This window comes from Stenotrophomonas cyclobalanopsidis (genome assembly GCF_008710035.1).
GTDB classification, from domain to species: Bacteria; Pseudomonadota; Gammaproteobacteria; order Xanthomonadales; family Xanthomonadaceae; genus Stenotrophomonas; species Stenotrophomonas cyclobalanopsidis.
In genome coordinates this window covers 52,294-70,429 of record NZ_VYKI01000019.1, presented here as the reverse complement: position 1 = coordinate 70,429, position 18,136 = coordinate 52,294, and the positions used below count along the sequence as shown (strand labels likewise).

Here is an 18,136-nt window from a genome sequence, read left to right as displayed (position 1 = left end):
TCGACCTGGTCGACCACCGACAATTTGAAGGCCAGCGAGTAATCGCGTTGGCTGCGCCTGATTGTTGATTTCATTGAACATTCCTTTTCCAGAGGGAAAAGGTGTCAACCCAATTCAGGACGGGTCAATGCAAACACAAAGGCCCGGGAAATCCCGGGCCTTTGCAGGTCTACCTTGGCGTCAGCCCCGGCTTACCAGATCACCACCTGCTGGTCGCCGGTGCGGGCCATCGGCGAGCCGGCCTTGCACTGGAACGCAGCGGCGAAGGTCGGCAGGTTCGACGGCGCACCCATGGCGCGGAACTGCGCCGGGGCGTGCGGGTCGGTGGCCAGGCGGACCTTGGCGTTTTCCGCGGTGTACTTGGTGCGCCACACGGTGGCCCAGTTGAAGAAGAAGCGCTGGTCGCGGGTGAAGCCGTCGACCTTCGGATCTTCCTTGCCGGCGGTGGCCTTCTGCAGGGCGTCGTAGGCGGTGGCCAGGCCACCCAGGTCGGCGATGTTCTCGCCCAGGGTCAGGTGGCCATTCACTGCCTGGCCGTCGACCTTGTACTGGTCGAACTGCCTGACCAGCTTGCCGGTCAGGCCTTCGAAATTCTTCTTGTCAGCCGGGGTCCACCAGTCTTCCAGGTTGCCGGTCGGCCCGAAGCGTGCGCCCTGGTCGTCGTAACCGTGGGTCATTTCGTGGCCGATCACTGCGCCGATGCCGCCGTAGTTCAGGGCGTCGTCGGCCTTCGGGTCGAAGAACGGCGGCTGCAGGATGGCGGCCGGGAACACGATCTCGTTCTGCAGCGGGTTGTAGTAGGCATTGACCGTCTGCGGGGTCATGCCCCACTCGGTCTTGTCCACCGGCTTGCCGACCTTGGACAGGTTGAACTTGTAGTTGAACTCGTTGGCCGCGCGCACGTTGCCCAGGTAGCTGTCGCGCTGGGTCTGCAGGCCGGCCCAGTCACGCCACTTGTCCGGGTAACCGATCTTCGGGGTGAAGGTCTCCCACTTGGCGATGGCCTTGGCCTTGGTCTCGTCGCTCATCCAGCTCAGACCCTGGATGCGTTCCTTCAGCGACGCGGCCAGGTTCTTCACCAGTTCTTCCATCTTCGCCTTGGCTTCCGGCGAGAAGGCGACCTTCACGTACAGCTGGCCGAAGGCTTCGCCGGCATCATTCTCGATGGTGCCCAGCACGCGCTTCCAGCGCGGCTTCTGTTCCTTCTGGCCATTGAGGGTCTTGCCGTAGAACTCGTAGTTCTCCTGCACGAAGGCGTCGTCCAGGTACGGCGAGGCGCCATCAACGGTGTGGAAGCGCAGGTAGGCGCGCCAGACCGACGGATCGGTGTCACCCAGGGCCTTGCTCACTTCCTCGTGGAAGGCCGGCATGGCCAGCGAGAACTTCTCCGGTGCGGCAACGCCCTGCGACTTGAAGAACTCGGTCCAGCTGAAGTTCGGGGTCAGCTTGTCGGCGTCAGCCAGGGTGAGCGGGTTGTAGAACAGCTCGACGTTGCGCGACAGTTCCACGCGCGACTTGGAGGCCTTGGCGAGGCGGGTCTCGAACTTGACCACGTCCTCGGCCTGCTTGGCGGCGTCGGCAGCGGCCACGCCCGACAGTTCCAGCACCTTGGCGACGTGCGCCTGGTAGGCCTTCAGCTTGTCGGCATTCTTGGCGTCGGTGTAGTAAGTGGTGTCCGGCAGGCCCAGGCCGCCCTGGCTGGCGTAGGCCATGTTCATGGCCGAGTTCTTGAAGTCCGCTTCGGCGCCGAAGCCGAACAGGATGTTTTCACCCTTGGCGGCGCTGGTGCGCAGGTAATCGGCGATGGCGGCCTTGTCCTGCAGGCCGTCGATGGCGGCCAGGTCGGCCTTCAGCGGCTCGATGCCCTGGGCGTTGATCTTGGCCTCGTCCATGCCAGTGGCCCACAGGTCGCCGACGATCTTCTCGATGTGGTTCGGGTTCTTGACCTGGGCAACCTGCTCGGCCAGCTGGTGCTGCGCCGCTACCGAACGCTCGTCGAGGATGGTGAAGGCGCCCCAGCTGGTGCGGTCGCCCGGAATCTCATTGGCGGCCAGCCACTTGCCGTTGACGTAGTCGCCGAAGGCGCCGCAGGCGTCCAGATTGCTGTCCAGGTCGCTGGCCTGGAAGGCGTTGTAGGCCGGCAGCTTGGCTTCGTCCAGCTTGTAGGTGGTGGCCTGGTCAGTGGCGGCCGGCGTGGAGGCGGCGGCATCCTTTGCCGGGGTATCGGTCTTGCCGCAGCCGACCAGCACGGCCGAAACGGCCAGGGTCAGCAGCACGATCTTGGGAGTACGGGTCACTTGTATGGCCTCCAGGCCGAGTGAGTCAGGGAAGGGCCGCAGGACGGCCGTGGGCCGAACGATACGCCGCCGGCCCGTCATGCAAGGGTGTCGAAGGTCATGGCCGATTGCAAACCCTCCAGCCGTTGGCCGGACCGCCAGATACGGAAAAGGAAAGGGCGGCTTACGCCGCCCTTCCCGGGTACTGCCTTGAAGCGCTATCAGAACTTGTACGAGGCGCCCATGTAGAAGTAGCGGCCCACGTTGTCGTACAGCGCCGAACCCACGTCCGAACCGAAATAGTTCACCGGCGGATCCTTGTCGAAGGCGTTGTCGATGCCCAGGTACACGTCGATCTTGTCGCCCGGGAAGCGATAGCCGAACTGGAAGTTGTTGTACACGTAGGAACCGTTGCGGATCGGGCTCTGCGAACCCGGGTTGCTGTTGTAGCTGTCCGGGGTCACGCGCAGGTTGCCGTCCACGTAGGTCATGTCCCACGACGCACGCCACTGGCCCAGCGAGTATTTGGTCTGCAACTGGGCGCGCCAACGCGGATCGGTCACGTAGGTGACGTACTCGGTGTATTCATCCGGGAAGTCCTGGAAGGCCCATTCGCGGGACTGCAGCAGACGGGTGCCGACGAAGCGCACCACGGTATCGCCACCGGCCAGCTTGAAGCGGTAGTCCATTTCCAGGTCGACACCGATGCGGCGCGAGCGGGCCAGGTTCTCGTTCAGCGCGGTCCAGCGGGTGATCGAGTATTCCGGGAACACACGGCCCTGCGCGTCGGTGAAGCCACCGGCCGGCGCACGCACGATCTGGTCACAGAAGGCGTTGCCCACGCCCCCCGGCGAATCGACGCAGCGGGTCGCGTTGGTCTGCGCGGTGACCGCACCGATGGCGTCCTTCAGGTTGATGTTCCAGTAGTCGATCGACATGCCGAACCCTTCCAGGAACTCCGGCTGCCACACCAGGCCGTAGGTGAAGCTGCGAGCGCGCTCGGGTTTCAGGTTCGGGTTGCCGCCGCTCACGCCGGGGCGGGTGGCGGTGTAGGTGTCGACCCAACCCACCGGAATGCCCAGCGCCGAGCAGTTGGCCTGGCGCAGCGCCGGGTCCTTGGCGGTGGACGGACGATTGCTGTTGGTCACCAGATAGTTGCAGGGGTCGGCGACGCTGGCGAAGTTCTCGCTCTGCGGGTTGTACAGTTCACCGATGCTCGGTGCACGCACGGCCTGCGACAGGGTGCCGCGGGCACGCAGGGACGGGATGATGGTCCAGTCCAGGCCGACCTTCCAGGTGGTGGTCTTGCCGATGCTGCTGTAGTCGGACCAGCGACCGGCGGCATCCATGGTCAGGTTGTAGATACCCGGGATGTCGGCCAGCAGCGGCACGGTGGTTTCCACGAACGCTTCGCGCACGTCGTACTTGCCGGCGCGGTTGGGAATGGCGTTGAGGAAGGTCAGGCCCTGTGCGGCCAGCGGATCGGTGATTTCGCGGCTCTTCTCGCGGCGGTATTCCACGCCACCGGCCACGCCCACGTCACCGGCCGGCAGGCTGAACAGCGAGCCATTGGCAACCGATGCGCTGAACACGCTCTGCTGGATGCGCGAGAAGTTGTACGAATTGACGTTCATCCAGTCGCGTGCGGCCTGGGTGACTTGGCCATTGCCCAGCACGCTGAACGGAACGCATCCGTCACGGCCGAACGCGGAATAGACGCGGCCGGTGTGCGGATTGATGGCGTTCGGGTTCAGGGTGGTGCGGCAGGTAACCTGGCCGGTGGCCGGGTCGATCACGGCGTCCAGGCCAGCCTGCCAGCGCTCGTTGATACGGTTGTTCAGGTTCCAGCGCTTAACCTCGCTCTGGCCCCAGTTGCCGTATACGTCGTAGGTCCAGTTTTCGCTCAGGTTGCCTTCCATGCCGAACACGAAGCGCTGGGTGTTGCGCTCCACGTGCTCGCCGCGCTGGCCGGCGTCGACGTTGAAGCGGTTCAGCACGATCGAGGAGGCACCGTTGGCCAGCATCAGCGCACGCAGTTCCGGCGACACATAGGCGTTGTCGCGCTGGATGCGGATGTTGGTGTCGAACGACGGCTGCGACAGGAAGTCGGACTCCGTCTCGGTGTACTTGCCTTCGAAGTAGAGGCGGTGGTTGTCGGTCAGATCGAAGTTGACGATCGTGTTCACGCTCTTGCGATCGAACTCCGGCTGCAGGTCAGCCACCGCGTTCAGGTCGGCGAAGTCGCAGTTGGTGCAGCTGCTGTTGCTGACCACGATGCCGTCGTAGCGCTGCTTGCGGAACGTGCCATCCGGATTGAACTGGTAGCGGTTGCCCCAGGTCGCCGGATTGGTGGCACTGAAGGTACCCAGGGTGAACGTACCGCCGTAGGAGATCGAGTGGTTGCCGCCAGGGCCGCTCAGCACGGTCTGCGGGTTGCTTTCGCTCGGCGGCTTGGACGAGTCGTAGTTCGGGTTCGGAACCGAGACCAGGTACTCGCGGCCGATGGCACGGTCGGTGCGCACGAAGCGGTCCTGCTTGCTGTATTCCAGTGCGATGGCAGCGTTGCCGCGGCCACCGGCGAAGTCGGTACCGGCCGACACGCTGACGAACGAGCGGTTGAAGCCGCCTTCATCGGCCATGCCGGTCTGGCCACGGATTTCCGCGCCGTCGAAGGACTTCTTCATGATGAAGTTGACCACGCCGGCCACGGCGTCGGCGCCGTACACGGCCGAGGCGCCACCGGTGATGACTTCCACGCGCTCGATCCATTCCACCGGAATGGTGTTCACGTCCACCGAGGTCGAACCGGAGGTCGCACCCACGTGGCGGCGGCCGTTGACCAGCACCAGTGTCCGCGAGGTGCCCATGCCGCGCAGGTCCAGCAGGCCCACGCCAGCGGTACCGATGAAGCGGGTGGAGTTGCCGAGCGTGTAGCTCGGGGTCAGCGCCGGCATGCGGGTCATCAGGTCGCCGATGTTGTTCGCGCCGGTGGCGCGGATTTCTTCGGCGGTGATGGCCGTTACCGGTGACGGGGTGACGAAGCCGGTGCGCGCAATACGCGAGCCGGTCACGCTGACGCGATCCAGATCGACCGGGTTGGAACCCGAGTTGGCTTCCTGTGCCAGGACGGGTGCGGCAGCGGCGAACATCAGGCCGGCCAGCAGTGCATTGGTCAGCGGGTGGCGACCGGGCAAGCGATGGTGCGTCATCAAGTGAATCCCCCTAAGAAGTGTGAAACGCCGGACTTCCCTGCCGACGTTCTGTAAATGTTCATGCGTCATCCTGACGTCACTTGAACCTAACACGCTCTTAACGATAAATGTACGGTTGTGTCAGGGGAGTTTGCTAAATCAGTCATTTCGACAGAAAAACTGCAACAAATACAGCGCTTTAGTCTCAGTTTCCTTTGCAACTTCTGGCGGCCTGAGTGGATGATGAATGGGGTTTTTGGCTTAACAATGCGCAGGATCACGGGCCCTGCGCTCCGATGGATCTGCGGTCAGGAAAAAAAAGACCCCGCCGAAGCGGGGTCTCCAGTCAATGCGTTGTGGGTGTGGCTTACTTCGCGCCGAAGTCGTACTTGGCCTGCACGTAGATCGCACGCCCGTAGGCGCTGTACAGGTAGTTGTTGTACGGCTGGCCACTGGTGCCGGCGTAACTGAAGCGCTGGTTGTCAGGCAGTTTGTTGAACACGTTGTTGACCATCAGCGACAGGGTCAGGTTGTCCATCGCGCGGTAGTTCACACTCAGGTTGTAGGTGGTGTAGGAGCCCCACTTGCCGGCCTTGTAGCCCGAGCTGTGCACGTAGTCGTAGCCGTTGCCCGCGTAGGCCATGTAGTTAGGCGTCTTGCCGATGTAGTTGGCATACAGGGTTGTGGTCCACTTGTCCTTGGCCCAGGCGATCGAGCCATCGGCGCGCACTTTGGCGTAGGAATCGTAGACCCACATCGCGTACGGGTCACGCAGCAGGTCCAGATACTCGTCGCCCGGCTGCGGCTGCAGTTCGCGCTTGAGCATGTTGGTGTAGTTGCCCGAGAACTGTAGCGAGCCGAAGCGACCGACGTCCTGCACGTACTTGAAGCTGGCCGTCAATGCCTGCAGGTCCTGCCGGGCGACGTTCATCTTCGGCGTGTAGATCTCATCCAGCACGCCCGATGCATCGCGGGTGATCCAGTCGCTCACGTTCTGGCAGCTGGCCGAGGTGTTGTTGGTCTGGCCGTTGCGGCAGTAGTACTCAGCCAGCAGCAGCTGGTCGGAGCTGAGGGTGTTGACCTCGTTCTCGATCTTCCAGTTGTAGTAGTCCAGCGAAACCGACAGGTTGTTGATCGGTGCCCAGACCACGCCCGCGTTCCAGACGTCAGCGGTGATCGGTTCCAAGTCCGGGTTGCCGGACTGGGTGCCGAACACCGACACGCTGTCGTACGGGCAGCCGGTGGTGTCGGCCGGGTTGAAGCCCAGCTGGCCGCAGCGGTAGTAGTCGGTCGAACCGTTGGCGTAATAGCCGCTCTCGCCCTGGAAGGCGTCGGACAGGGTCGGCGCGCGGAAGGCGGTGCCGTACTTGCCGCGGAACAGCAGGCTCTCGATCGGGCGGAACTCCAGGCCCACGCTGTAGGTGGCCTTATCGATGGTGTTGCCACCGATCTTGAAGGCGTCATAGCGACCCGAGCCGGTCACGGTCAGCGAGTCGAGCAGCGGCATGCGCAGTTCGCTGGTCACCGCGTAATTGCTGCGATGGCCGGCGCCGGACACCGCCGTGGTGCCCCACACGCTGCCATCGACCAAGCGGGCATCAGGGGTGTAATCCCAACCTTCGCTGCCGCCTTCCATTACCACCGCAAAGCCGGCATCACCGCCGGGCAGGCTGAACAGCGAGCCGTTGGTGACCTGTGCGCGCAGCAGGTTCTGCCAGGTGCGGCTCTGGCTGTAGGTGTAGCCGGTGAAGCTCTGGAAATCGCCCGACGGCAGCGGCGAGTAGAACGCATCCCACTCCGGGCTGTAGATGTTGTAGCCAGTGCTGGTAGTGCCCAGCACCGGGCCCAGCACGCGGTTTTCGAAGTAGTCGTTGATCGGGTCAGCCCAGCGCACGAAGTTGCGCTCGGTGAGCTTGTACTCGCCACGGGTGAAGCTGGCGCTGTAATCCCAGTTGCCCGCCGTGCCACGGCCGCCCAGGGTGACCTGGTAGGCCTTGTTGCGGTCGGTGTTCATGATGTCGCGGTAGCCTGCGCCGCCGATGTCCTCCGGCGCGAACACGCGCTGCAGGTTCATGTACTGGCCGCTGCCCTGGTCGTAGAAGCGGCCCCAGCCGGAGGACGTGCCCCACCAGGTGTAGCTCGAACCGGTAGCGTACTTTACTTCTTCCAGGCTGTACAGCGCGTCGCCGAACAGCTGGAAGTTGTCAGTCACATCGAAGGTGGCCGAGCTGTAGATCTGCCCGCTTTCCTTGCCGTTCTTGATGGTCTTGTAGCCGGTGCCGTAGACCGAGCCGCAGGCCTGGCCGGTGGGGCGGGTGCCCAGCACGGTGGTGCCACCGAACTGGCCGGCCACGTCGGCGCATAGGTCCGGATCCATCATTGCGTAGCGATTACCGTTGGCCGGCAGCAGCACCAGGAAATCGTTGGACACGTACTGCGGGCTGTAACCATCGGGGTTGTTGACCTTGGTCGGGTCACGCTGATAACCCCAGATCGGGCTGGTCTTTTCGTACTGCACATTCACCAGCGCGTTGAAGCGGTCATCCTTGGAGTTGAAGCCGCGCGCCGCGCTGAAGCGGAAGCTGTTGCCACCGCCTTCGCTGTAAGCACCGCCGCGTACGCTCACCGTGCCGCCGTCAATGCGCTCTTTCAGGATGATGTTGACCACGCCTGCAATGGCGTCCGAACCGTACAGCGAGGACTGGCCGCCCGGCAGGATCTCGATGCGCTCGACGATATCGATCGGAATGCCGCTGATGTTGTTGAACGTATCGCTGCCGTTGTACAGCGCTGGATACGAAAGCATCGGGCGGCCGTTGATCAGGTACTTGGTGTACCCCGGGCTGAGGCCGAACATGCCAGCCGCTTCAGCGCCCTGGGTGAACGAGGCCGAGGTCTGGCCGCCCTGCAGGCCGCCGGTGGACAGCGAGGACTGCTGCAGAACATCGGCCACGCTGGTGAAACTGCGGGTCTGAATGTCTTCGGCAGTGACGGTGAGGACCGGCGTGTGGTTCTCGATTTCGGTCTGCGGGATCAGCGAGCCGGTAACCGTCACGCGGTCCAGCTGGGTGGTGGCACCGTCCTGTGCCGCGGCGGCGCCGCTGGCCAGCAGGGTGCCGATCAGGGCAAGAGTCAGTGGGTGACGCGAAAACGCAGTGCGGGGGCTGTGCATGAAGGATTCCCATCGAAACAGATCAAGGCGGTGTCATCCATGGTGGCTTTTAAGCCGGGTTCAGTTTCATTCCATTCATTTCGAACGTAACACGGCTTTAACAAGCTCCACACGTCCTGTAACAGCCGTTCCGCAGGGAGATCTTGAAAACGTTTTATCAATCAATGACTAAGCGGATTATTTGGAAGTGTGTCAGTTTGTTGCGGTGCGCAATACTTTGTTGTTGCATCGATAAAAGGCATATATATCAATCGCTTGTATATGGCGCCAAGCGTGCGGCCGCCGCCGCCGGGAAGCCGGGTCCGGCCCAGCTTGTATGATGGCTGGCTCTCAATTCAGATCTCTTCGGAGTCCGCAGTGAACAGTCAGACCCGCCGTCCCCATGCCAGCCAGGTCCAAAAGGGCCTGACTCCGCATGCGCGCATCCGCAACGTGATCGCGGTGGGATCGGGCAAGGGAGGCGTGGGCAAGTCCACCACCTCGGTGAACCTGGCCGTGGCGCTGCAGCAGCTCGGTGCGCGCGTGGGCGTGCTCGACGCCGATATCTACGGTCCCAGCGTGCCGGCCATGCTCGGCCTCTCCGGCCGCCCGGAAAGCCCGGACAACAAGAGCATCGAGCCGATGCGCGCATTCGGCGTGGACACCATGTCCATCGGCTACCTGGTGGAGGACGAGACCCCGCTGATCATGCGCGCGCCGCGGGCGACCGCCGCCCTGACCCAGCTGTTCGAAGACACGCTGTGGGACGACCTGGACTACCTGCTGATCGATCTGCCGCCGGGTACCGGTGACATCCAGCTGACCCTGGTGCAGAAGATTCCGCTTGCCGGGGCGGTCATCGTCACCACGCCGCAGGACATCGCCACGCTGGATGCGAAGAAGGCGCTGAGGATGTTCGAGAAGGTGGAGGTGCCGGTGCTGGGCATCGTCGAGAACATGGCCGTGCACACCTGCTGCAACTGTGGCCATGTCGAGCACCTGTTCGGCGAGGGCGGTGGCGAGCGCATGGCCGCGCAGTACGGCGTACCGCTGCTGGGGTCGCTGCCGCTGCAGATCGATATCCGCGAACAGGGCGACGCCGGCAGCCCGATCACCGTCGCCCAGCCCGAGTCGACCGCGGCCCTGGCCTACCGCCGCGCCGCCGAGCGCCTGGTGGAAGAGGTGGGCAAGCGCCCGCGTGCCTCGATCCAGATCCTGTCCTCGCTGTTGTAAGGCCAGGCCCGCGGGGCTGCGGCGTGCGTGCCCGGCCCCCTGCTAGAATCCACGCGCCCCCTCGCACCCAGGACAAAGCATGAGCATCAAGAGTGACCGTTGGATCCGCCGTATGTCCGAGCAGCACGGCATGATCGAGCCGTTCGAGGCCGGGCAGGTGAAGCACGCCAACGGCGAGCGCATCGTCAGCTACGGCACCTCCAGCTATGGTTACGACGTGCGCTGCTCGCGCGAGTTCAAGGTGTTCACCAACATCAACTCCACGATCGTCGACCCCAAGCACTTCGATCCGGGCAGCTTCGTGGACATCGTCGGCGATGAGTGCATCATCCCGCCCAACAGCTTCGCGCTGGCGCGCACGGTGGAGTACTTCCGCATCCCGCGCGACACCCTGGTGGTGTGCCTGGGCAAGAGTACCTATGCCCGCTGCGGCATCATCGTCAACGTGACCCCGCTGGAACCGGAGTGGGAAGGCCACGTGACCCTGGAATTCAGCAACACCACGCCGCTGCCGGCGCGCATCTACGCCAACGAAGGCGTGGCCCAGATGCTGTTCTTCCAGGCGGCGGCCGACGACGTCTGCGAGACCTCGTACAAGGACCGCGGTGGCAAGTACCAGGGCCAGACCGGCGTAACCCTGCCGCGCACCTGATCAACATATCGGTAGCGCCGGGCCATGCCCGGCGTTTTCGTATGGGCCGCGTGGTGCATCCGCCGGGCATGGCCCGGCGCTCCCTTATTTGCCGCGTCCGAACAGCATCGCGATGCCGACGCCGACCAGGCCGACCGGCCACCAGGTCAGGAACAGCTTGGACAGGTTCAGGTGCGTCCAGCCCAGGTTGCTGGCGAGCATGAACAAGCCGATCAGGATCAGCAGGATGGCGGCGACGAGATTGAAGCGCATCGGGTCGTCAAAGGCTCAGGGGTGGGCCGGATATCCTAGCCGTTCCTTCCAGTAGGCGACATGCTGGTCCAGTGCGGCCGGCTCGTAGCGGTGCGCCGGCCCACTGCCCCAGACCGGGCCCGGCCAGGCAGGATCGCCGTCATGGCGGCCGATCACGTGGAAATGCAGCTGGCGCACGATGTTGCCCAGCGCGCCGATATTGATCTTTTCCACCCCGTCCGTGCCGTGCAGGGCCTTGCAGGCGCGGTTGAGTTCGGTGCGCAGCTTGTCCTGCTGCTCGCCGTCCAGCTCGATCCATTCGGTGATCCCGGCCAGGCGCGGCACCAGCACCAGCCAGGGGAATCGTTCGTCGTTCATCAACCGCACTTGCGACAACGGGCCTTCTGCTACCAGGACGCTGTCGGTGGCCAAGCGTGAATCCAGTTCGAAATCGCTCATCCAAGATGCTCCGTGAAGAAGTCCAGGGTGCGTTGCAGCGCCAGGGCGGCGCTGTCTGGATCATACGCATGTCCGACCTCCCGGTTGAAGGCGTGGTCGGCCGGATAGACGTAGGTGGCCATCTGCGGCAGCTTTTCGCGGTGGGCCTGCACGGCTTCCGGCGGGATGCTCTTGTCCTGGGCGCCGAAGTGGAAGATCACCGGTGCCTTGGGCGTTTCGTCGAGGAAATTGACGTTGCGGCCGCCGTAGTAGCTGGCCGAGGGCAGGCCCAGGCGCATCGCCGCCAGCAGGGCCACGCTGCCGCCCCAGCAGTAGCCGACGGTGCCGACCTTGCCGTAGTGGGTCAAGCGCGTCGCCGCGGCGCGGACCACTTCCAGCGCTTTCTCCATGCCCAGGGTGTCGACCCGTTCCAGGCCGTCCTTAACGCCCTCGGGGCTGTAGGGCAGGGCATCAGGGTCGGATTCCGGGCCATCGACCAGGTCGAAGAACGATGGTGCCAGTACGGCATAGCCTTCGGCGGCGAAGCGCTCGGCCACCCCGCGCATGTGCGCGTTGACCCCGAAGATTTCCTGTATGACCACCAGCGCCGCGCGCGGCTTGCCCTCGGGCAGGACCTGCCAGGCGCGGACCGGGCCATGATGCGTATCCAGGGTGATCCATTCGGACATCGTCGGGTACCTCGTTGCAGGGGACAGGCCTGCATTGTCGATGCTGGCCGGGTTAGCGGCGTGTCAGCGGCTGTGCCCGATCAGGCGGCTGGCCGTTCAGAGCCCGGCCACCAACCCCGTTATACTGGCGCCCTTTCAGGCCCCGGCCCCCAGGACCCCCTGCCATGCCGGCAGGGGCCCAGGCCCCCAGAGTCCCGCGATTTCCATGTCCCAGCTGAACCCTAAAGTCGGCTTCGTCAGCCTTGGCTGCCCGAAGGCCCTTGTCGATTCCGAGCGCATCCTGACCCAGCTCCGCTCGGAAGGTTATGACATCGTCCCGTCCTACGATTCGGCCGACGTGGTGGTGGTCAACACCTGCGGCTTCATCGATTCGGCGGTGACCGAATCGCTGGACGCCATCGGCGAGGCGATGAACCAGAACGGCAAGGTCATCGTCACCGGCTGCCTGGGCAAGCGCCCGGAACAGATCCGCGAGGCGTACCCGAACGTGCTGGCGGTGTCCGGCCCGCAGGACTACCAGAGCGTGATGGAGGCGGTGCACGAAGCGCTGCCGCCCAAGCACGACCCGTTCGTGGACCTGGTGCCGGACTACGGTATCAAGCTGACCCCGCGCCACTATGCCTACCTGAAGATTTCCGAGGGCTGCAACCACAAGTGCAGCTTCTGCATCATTCCGTCGATGCGCGGCAAGCTGGTTTCGCGCCCGGTGGATGAGGTGCTGCGCGAAGCCGAGCGCCTGGTGCGCGGCGGCGTGCGTGAACTGCTGGTGGTGTCGCAGGACACCTCGGCCTACGGCGTGGACGTGAAGTACGCCGAGAAGATGTGGCGCGACAAGGCCTACCAGACCCGCCTGAAGGCGCTGTGCGAAGGCCTGTCCGAGCTCGATGCCTGGGTGCGCATGCACTACGTCTACCCGTACCCGCACGTGGACGAAGTGGTGCCGCTGATGGCGGAGAACCGCATCCTGCCGTACCTGGACATCCCGTTCCAGCACGCCAGCCCGCGCATCCTGCGCTTGATGAAGCGCCCCGGCGCGGTCGAGAAGACCCTCGAGCGCGTGCAGAACTGGCGCCGCATCGCCCCGGACATCACCGTGCGTTCGACCTTCATCGTCGGCTTCCCGGGCGAGACCGAGGCCGAGTTCGAAGAACTGTTGTCGTTCCTGGACGAGGCACAGCTGGACCGCGTGGGCGCGTTCGCCTATTCGCCGGTCGAGGGTGCCACCGCCAACGACCTGCCCGACGCCGTGCCGGAAGAAGTGAAGCAGGAACGCCTGGCCCGCTTCATGGAGAAGCAGGCGCAGATTTCCGCCGCGCGCCTGGAAGCCAAGATCGGCACCGTGCAGCAGTGCCTGGTCGATGCCATCGAAGGCGATATCGCGGTGGCCCGTTCCAAGGCCGATGCGCCGGAGATCGACGGCCTGGTGCACATCCAGAACGCCGACCAGGTGCCCCTGCGCGTGGGCGAGTTCGTCGACGTGGAGATCACCGAGAGCGACGAGCACGACCTGTACGGCGACGCACTGGCCAGTGCCACGCGTCCGGCGTTCGACCTCAAGGTGCTGTGACCGCAGCGACGGCCGCCGGCGGCCCTCGTCGTTTCATCCCGCCGCTGCGTGCGGCGGTCGATGCGCGGGTGTTCGAGCATCCGCTGTTCGATGGCGTGCGCGGCTTTGCCGATCTGCTGGCGGGACCGGGTTGGCCGACCATCGCCGCGCTCGATGCCCGGCTGGCCCTGCCTGGGCTGCAGCTGGTCGAGCAGGATCCGGCGCTGCTGGCCGATGGCCTGCACTATGAAACCCGCATCGCCCGCGGCCGCCTCGCGACCCGCGCGGACAACTGGCACGACCTGTTCAACGCGTTGGTCTGGGCCACACTGCTGCCGCTGAAGCGTGCGCTCAATCTGCAGCAGTGTCGGCACATTGCCGCGATGGCGCCCGGCCAGCGCAACCGCGCACAGGCCGCGTTGACCCAGTTCGATGAGACCGGCGTGGTCGTGCAGGTGCGCGATGCGGCCGTGCTGGCCGCCTGGGATGCGCATGACTGGTGCGCGCTGTTCGCTCCTTCGCACTGGCAGGGCGGTGGCATCGCTGTGGTGGCGGTGTTCGGCCATGCGCTGATGGAGCAGGCGCTGCTGCCGGGCCGGCTGCTGGTCGGCAAATGCGTGGTGGTGCAGGGCGATGGTGAAGCGGGCTGCATCGAGACGGTCAGCCGAGCCATCGACGAGGGCAGGGTGCTGCGCGATCCGCTGCAGCTGCGGCCGCTGCCGTTGGCCGGTATCCCCGATTGGCATGAGGCGCAGGATGCCGTCTTCTACGGCAACGCGGAGTACTTCCGCCCGCTGCGCGCCGGCCGCCAGTACCCCGCGCCCCTACCGCTCTTGTAGAGCCGAGCCCATGCTCGGCTGGCCGTACCGCAGCCGAGCATGGGCTCGGCTCTACAAGTGCGGCGCAGTCGACCGACCGTCGACGTTACGGGGCCGCGTATTCCACCCCGATCACCGCGAACGTGAACTGCCCGCCGGGCAGCTCGACCGCGAACTCGTCATCGATGCGCTTCTTCAGCAGCGCCCGCGCCAGCGGCGAGTCGATGCTGATCCAGCCCAGTCCTGCATCGGTCTCGTCCGGGCCGACGATGCGGTAGCGGCTGGTTTCGCCACTGTCCACGTTCTCCAGCTCCACCCACGCCCCGAAGAACACTGCCTGCGGGTCGGTCGGCGTGGTGTCGACCACGCGCAGCGATTCCAGGCGCTTGGTCAGGTAGCGCACGCGGCGGTCGATTTCGCCCAGCTGCTTCTTGCGGTAGGTGTACTCGGCATTCTCCGAGCGGTCGCCCTCGGCGGCGGCGGCAGCCAGCGCCTTCACCACCTCCGGGCGGCGCACGCGCCACAGGTCATCCAGTTCGGCTTTCAGCCGGGCGTGGCCGGCGGCAGTGATCAGGGCAGTACTTTTTTCTGCGGGGGGACGCCAGCGGGACATGCGGTACGACTTCTTTTCTGGATGACAAATGGGGAGCGGGGCAGTAGCAGATCAGCGCTTGCCGCCGAAGATGCTGCCGAGGATGCCACGCACGATCTGGTTGCCCAGCTTGGTGCCGACGGTGCGTGTGGTCTGCTTGGCCATGGTTTCGATCATGCCCTGGCGGCGCTTGGTGCCGAAAATCGCATCCTTGATCGACTGGCCGAAGCCGCCTTCCTGTGCATCATCCTGTTCGCGGCTGCGGGCGGCCGGGGCTGCGGCCTTCTCGGTGGCCTTCTGCGCGCGCTGGGCCAGTAGTTCGGCTGCCGATTCGCGGTTCACCGCGGTGTCGTAACGGGTGCCGACCGGGCTGCCCGCACGTACCTGTGCGCGCTCGGCCTCGGTGATCGGCCCCATCCGGCAGCGCGGCGGGGCGATCATCGTCTGCTGCACCGGCATCGGCACGCCCTTGTCCTGCAGCGTGGAGACCAGTGCCTCGCCGGTGCCGAGCTGGCTGAGCACCTTGGCCACGTCCAGCTTCGGGTTCGGTACGAAGGTCTCGGCGGCGGTCTTCACCGCCTTCTGGTCGCGCGGGGTGAAGGCGCGCAGCGCGTGCTGCACGCGGTTGCCGAGCTGGCCGAGGATGTTGCCCGGCACGTCGTCGGGGAACTGCGAGCAGAAGTACACGCCCACGCCCTTGGAGCGGATCAGCCGCACCACCTGCTCGATGCGCTGCACCAGCGAGGCCGGCGCGTCGTCGAACAGCAGGTGGGCCTCGTCGAAGATGAAGACCAGCTTGGGTTTTTCCAGGTCGCCCACTTCAGGCAGCTGCTCGAACAGTTCCGACAACAGCCACAGCAGGAAGGTGGAGTAGAGCCTGGGCTTGAGCACCAGCTGGTCGGCGGCGAGGATGCCGACCACGCCGCGGCCGTCGTGGTTGACCCGCATGAGGTCGGCCAGTTCCACCGCCGGTTCGCCGAAGAAGCCTTCGCCGCCGTCCTGGGCCAGGCGCAGCACCGCGCGCTGGATGGCGGCGATCGACTGCGCGCTGACCAGCCCGTACTCGGTGGAGATGTCCTTGCGCTCCTCGGCCACCAGGCCGAGCAGGGCGCGCAGGTCATCCATGTCCAGCAGCAGCAGGCCGCGGTCGTCGGCCAGCTTGAAGACGATGTCGAGCACGCCGGCCTGGGTGTCGTTCAATTCCAGGATGCGCGCCAGCAGGGTCGGGCCCATCTCGCTGATGGTGGTGCGCACAGGGTGGCCGAGCTTGCCGTACAGATCCCAGAACACGGTGGGGCTGGCGGCCGGGGCGTAGTCGGCCACGCCGATCTGGGCGGCGCGCTGCAGCAGGGCATCGGCACCGGTGCCGGGTACGGCCAGGCCGGACACATCGCCCTTCACATCGGCCAGGAACACCGGCACGCCCAGCCGCGAGAAGCCCTCGGCCAGGGTCATCAGGGTCACGGTCTTGCCGGTGCCGGTGGCCCCGGCCACCAGGCCATGGCGGTTGCCGAGTTTCGGCAGCAGGGTGACAGCCACATCGTCGGTGATGCCTTTGCCGAGCAGAATCGGATCCATGGTCCAGCCCTTGTGGTGAATGCGCCCAATGTTAACCGCCGACGGTGGCGGGCCGACGGCCGGGTTGCCCCGACCTCGGCGGCACCGCTACTCTGCCTGCCTGTTTCGCACACAGTGCCACCAATGCCCGTTCCTGTCCTGATTTCCCGTGGTTGGCCGCTGCTGGCGCTTGCCGGCCTGGTATCCCTGGCGCCCGACGCCCATGCGCAGCGTGTTTCGGCACGGGACCAGGCCAAGGCCGATGCGCTGCAGCAGCGCATGGCCACCGCCGAGAAACGCTACAGCGATGCCCTGCTTCTGGTCGCCAATGCCGACCCCAAGGGCAGCAACGAAGCCGACGCGGCGCTGGAGGACATGGAAGATGTCATCAGCGAATGCGTGAAGCAGAAGGGCTGCCAGATGAGCAACATGCTGGTCACCTACAAGCGCCTGCTGAAGCGTGATGCCGACGCGGCCGCCAGCGACGACGTGGCCGAAGAGGGCGGTGACCGCCTTGAGGCCGACCCCGACCACGTGGGCCCGCTGACCGCCGACGTGCCCGAGGCCGCCCGCGCCGCGGCCCTGCTCAATGACAAGCGCCATGCCTTTGACAACATGGTCGAGTACAACCCGGCCGTGCAGGCGGGCATCCGCCGCTGGCTGACTGACATGCGTCCGGCGCTGTTGACCAGCTACGAGAACTACCAGAACCTGCGCGCGGTGATGTGGCCCGAGTGGGAAAAGCGCGGCCTGCCCGAGGCGCTGCTGTTCGGCATCATGGCCAAGGAATCCAATGGCCGCGTGCATGCCTCTTCGCGCGCCGGTGCGGCTGGCTTGATGCAGTTCATGCCGGCCACCGGCCGCCGTTTCGGCCTGGGCCCGGACGGCACCGGCTTCGATACCCGCTTCGACGCGCGCAGCGCCGCCGAAGCCAGCGCCAGCTACCTCAACGAGCGCCTGCGCGAACTGAACAACAACGTGGAACTGTCGGTGGCCGCCTACAACGGCGGTGAAGGCCGCGCCGCGCGCGTGTTCAAGCAAAGCGGCGGGCAGAGCTTCTGGACCGACAGCGTCTACAACCAGTTCCCCGGCGAGACCAAGGACTACGTGCCGATGGTGATCGCCGCGGCGTGGATCTTCCTGCACCCGCAGCAGTACGGCGTGGAGTTCCCGAAGATCAGTGCGCAGCCGGCCACCCTGCGCCTGGCCAAGTCGACCACCATCTACGAGCTGACCATCTGCCTGGGCAGCCACGGCACGCGTGACGGCTACATGCGCGCGCTGCGCAACCTCAACCCGCGCTATGAAGCCGATGGCTGGATTCCGGCCGGCACGCTGATCAACGCCACCACCCGCATCGCCGGCCTGTACCAGCGCAACTGCGTCAGCGGCCCGCGCGCGGACCTGGCCCGTACCCTGATCACCGCCGATCTGAACGCGGCCATCGTGCGCCCGACCGCCGCCAGCTACACCGGCAGCGTGGCCGTGGGCGGCGTGGTGCCGCTGGCCGACCCGAACGCCAGCGCCACGGTGCCGACCGCACCGACCGCGCCGGTTGCCGCACCGCGCCCGGCGGCGCCCAAGGCCAAGCCTGCCAAGACCTACAAGGTCGGCAAGGGCGATACCCTTGGCCGCATCGCGGCGAAGTTCCAGTGCGCCGTGCCGACCCTGGCGCGCGCCAACGGCCTGAAGGCCCCCAGCTACAGCCTGCGCCCCGGCCAGGTGCTGAAGCTGCAGGGCTGCGACAAGTAACCGAACCGGA

13 protein-coding genes are annotated in these 18,136 nt (G+C 65.4%); 5 read left to right on the top strand and 8 right to left on the bottom strand.

The window, feature by feature from the left end:
• Positions 1-191: 191 nt before the first annotated feature.
• The 3 genes from FJU31_RS14300 to FJU31_RS14290 form a co-directional block, all read right to left on the bottom strand.
• Positions 192-2,297 carry a M13 family metallopeptidase gene (locus FJU31_RS14300; RefSeq protein ID WP_150455341.1) on the bottom strand — a complete coding sequence of 702 codons (2,106 nt, stop codon included), beginning with the start codon at positions 2,295-2,297 and terminating at the stop codon, positions 192-194.
• Between the two features lie 200 nt (positions 2,298-2,497).
• On the bottom strand, positions 2,498-5,425 hold the full coding sequence (locus tag FJU31_RS14295) for a TonB-dependent receptor domain-containing protein (RefSeq protein WP_246161356.1): 2,928 nt from the start codon (positions 5,423-5,425) through the stop codon (positions 2,498-2,500).
• 409 nt (positions 5,426-5,834) lie between these two features.
• Positions 5,835-8,639 (bottom strand): TonB-dependent receptor domain-containing protein, encoded by a 2,805-nt coding sequence (locus FJU31_RS14290; protein ID WP_150455339.1) that lies wholly within the window; start codon positions 8,637-8,639, stop codon positions 5,835-5,837.
• 357 nt (positions 8,640-8,996) lie between these two features.
• On the opposite strand from FJU31_RS14290, the gene apbC reads away from it, so the two are divergent.
• On the top strand, positions 8,997-9,851 hold the full coding sequence (gene apbC / locus FJU31_RS14285) for an iron-sulfur cluster carrier protein ApbC (protein ID WP_150455338.1): 855 nt from the start codon (positions 8,997-8,999) through the stop codon (positions 9,849-9,851).
• Positions 9,852-9,930: 79 nt separating this feature from the next.
• Positions 9,931-10,503 (top strand): dCTP deaminase, encoded by a 573-nt coding sequence (dcd, locus tag FJU31_RS14280; RefSeq protein WP_079222647.1) that lies wholly within the window; start codon positions 9,931-9,933, stop codon positions 10,501-10,503.
• An 84-nt stretch (positions 10,504-10,587) separates the two neighbouring features.
• Here dcd and FJU31_RS19310 read toward each other — a convergent pair whose 3' ends face one another.
• From FJU31_RS19310 to FJU31_RS14270, 3 genes are read right to left on the bottom strand one after another with little or no spacing between them, the layout of a single operon-like run.
• Positions 10,588-10,755 carry a LiaI-LiaF-like domain-containing protein gene (locus FJU31_RS19310; protein WP_165835665.1) on the bottom strand — a complete coding sequence of 56 codons (168 nt, stop codon included), beginning with the start codon at positions 10,753-10,755 and terminating at the stop codon, positions 10,588-10,590.
• A gap of 15 nt (positions 10,756-10,770) precedes the next feature.
• Positions 10,771-11,193, bottom strand: a complete 423-nt coding sequence (locus FJU31_RS14275) for an HIT domain-containing protein (RefSeq protein WP_108765801.1) — start codon at positions 11,191-11,193, stop codon at positions 10,771-10,773.
• Positions 11,190-11,861: a dienelactone hydrolase family protein gene (locus FJU31_RS14270; protein ID WP_150455337.1), complete on the bottom strand. Its 672-nt coding sequence runs from the start codon at positions 11,859-11,861 to the stop codon at positions 11,190-11,192. Before FJU31_RS14270 ends, FJU31_RS14275 begins: the two co-directional genes overlap by 4 nt.
• 205 nt (positions 11,862-12,066) lie before the next feature.
• Between FJU31_RS14270 and rimO the strand changes: the two genes are divergently transcribed.
• Positions 12,067-13,428 (top strand): 30S ribosomal protein S12 methylthiotransferase RimO, encoded by a 1,362-nt coding sequence (gene rimO / locus FJU31_RS14265; protein WP_108769489.1) that lies wholly within the window; start codon positions 12,067-12,069, stop codon positions 13,426-13,428.
• Positions 13,425-14,246: a DUF3025 domain-containing protein gene (locus FJU31_RS14260; RefSeq protein ID WP_150455336.1), complete on the top strand. Its 822-nt coding sequence runs from the start codon at positions 13,425-13,427 to the stop codon at positions 14,244-14,246. Before rimO ends, FJU31_RS14260 begins: the two co-directional genes overlap by 4 nt.
• A gap of 85 nt (positions 14,247-14,331) precedes the next feature.
• On the opposite strand, the gene greB is transcribed toward FJU31_RS14260, so the two are convergent.
• Together greB and FJU31_RS14250 are read right to left on the bottom strand one after the other, a co-directional pair.
• Positions 14,332-14,838 carry a transcription elongation factor GreB gene (gene greB / locus FJU31_RS14255; protein ID WP_079222642.1) on the bottom strand — a complete coding sequence of 169 codons (507 nt, stop codon included), beginning with the start codon at positions 14,836-14,838 and terminating at the stop codon, positions 14,332-14,334.
• 51 nt (positions 14,839-14,889) lie between these two features.
• Positions 14,890-16,395 carry a helicase HerA-like domain-containing protein gene (locus FJU31_RS14250; RefSeq protein WP_150455335.1) on the bottom strand — a complete coding sequence of 502 codons (1,506 nt, stop codon included), beginning with the start codon at positions 16,393-16,395 and terminating at the stop codon, positions 14,890-14,892.
• A gap of 123 nt (positions 16,396-16,518) precedes the next feature.
• Here FJU31_RS14250 and FJU31_RS14245 point away from each other — a divergent pair, with 123 nt between their 5' ends.
• The gene (locus tag FJU31_RS14245; RefSeq protein WP_150455334.1) at positions 16,519-18,126 is read left to right on the top strand and encodes a transglycosylase SLT domain-containing protein; all 1,608 of its coding nucleotides are present in this window, start codon (positions 16,519-16,521) and stop codon (positions 18,124-18,126) included.
• Positions 18,127-18,136: the final 10 nt, after the last annotated feature.

Coding starts and splice junctions, on each gene's coding strand:
- FJU31_RS14275 (WP_108765801.1), bottom strand. CDS start 11,193: ATGAGCGATTTCGAACTGGATTCACGCTTGGCCACCGACAGCGTCCTG.
- FJU31_RS14295 (WP_246161356.1), bottom strand. CDS start 5,425: ATGTTCGCCGCTGCCGCACCCGTCCTGGCACAGGAAGCCAACTCGGGT.
- FJU31_RS14250 (WP_150455335.1), bottom strand. CDS start 16,395: ATGGATCCGATTCTGCTCGGCAAAGGCATCACCGACGATGTGGCTGTC.
- FJU31_RS14270 (WP_150455337.1), bottom strand. CDS start 11,861: ATGTCCGAATGGATCACCCTGGATACGCATCATGGCCCGGTCCGCGCC.
- rimO (WP_108769489.1), top strand. CDS start 12,067: ATGTCCCAGCTGAACCCTAAAGTCGGCTTCGTCAGCCTTGGCTGCCCG.
- FJU31_RS14245 (WP_150455334.1), top strand. CDS start 16,519: ATGCCCGTTCCTGTCCTGATTTCCCGTGGTTGGCCGCTGCTGGCGCTT.
- FJU31_RS14290 (WP_150455339.1), bottom strand. CDS start 8,639: ATGCACAGCCCCCGCACTGCGTTTTCGCGTCACCCACTGACTCTTGCC.
- greB (WP_079222642.1), bottom strand. CDS start 14,838: ATGTCCCGCTGGCGTCCCCCCGCAGAAAAAAGTACTGCCCTGATCACT.
- FJU31_RS19310 (WP_165835665.1), bottom strand. CDS start 10,755: ATGCGCTTCAATCTCGTCGCCGCCATCCTGCTGATCCTGATCGGCTTG.
- dcd (WP_079222647.1), top strand. CDS start 9,931: ATGAGCATCAAGAGTGACCGTTGGATCCGCCGTATGTCCGAGCAGCAC.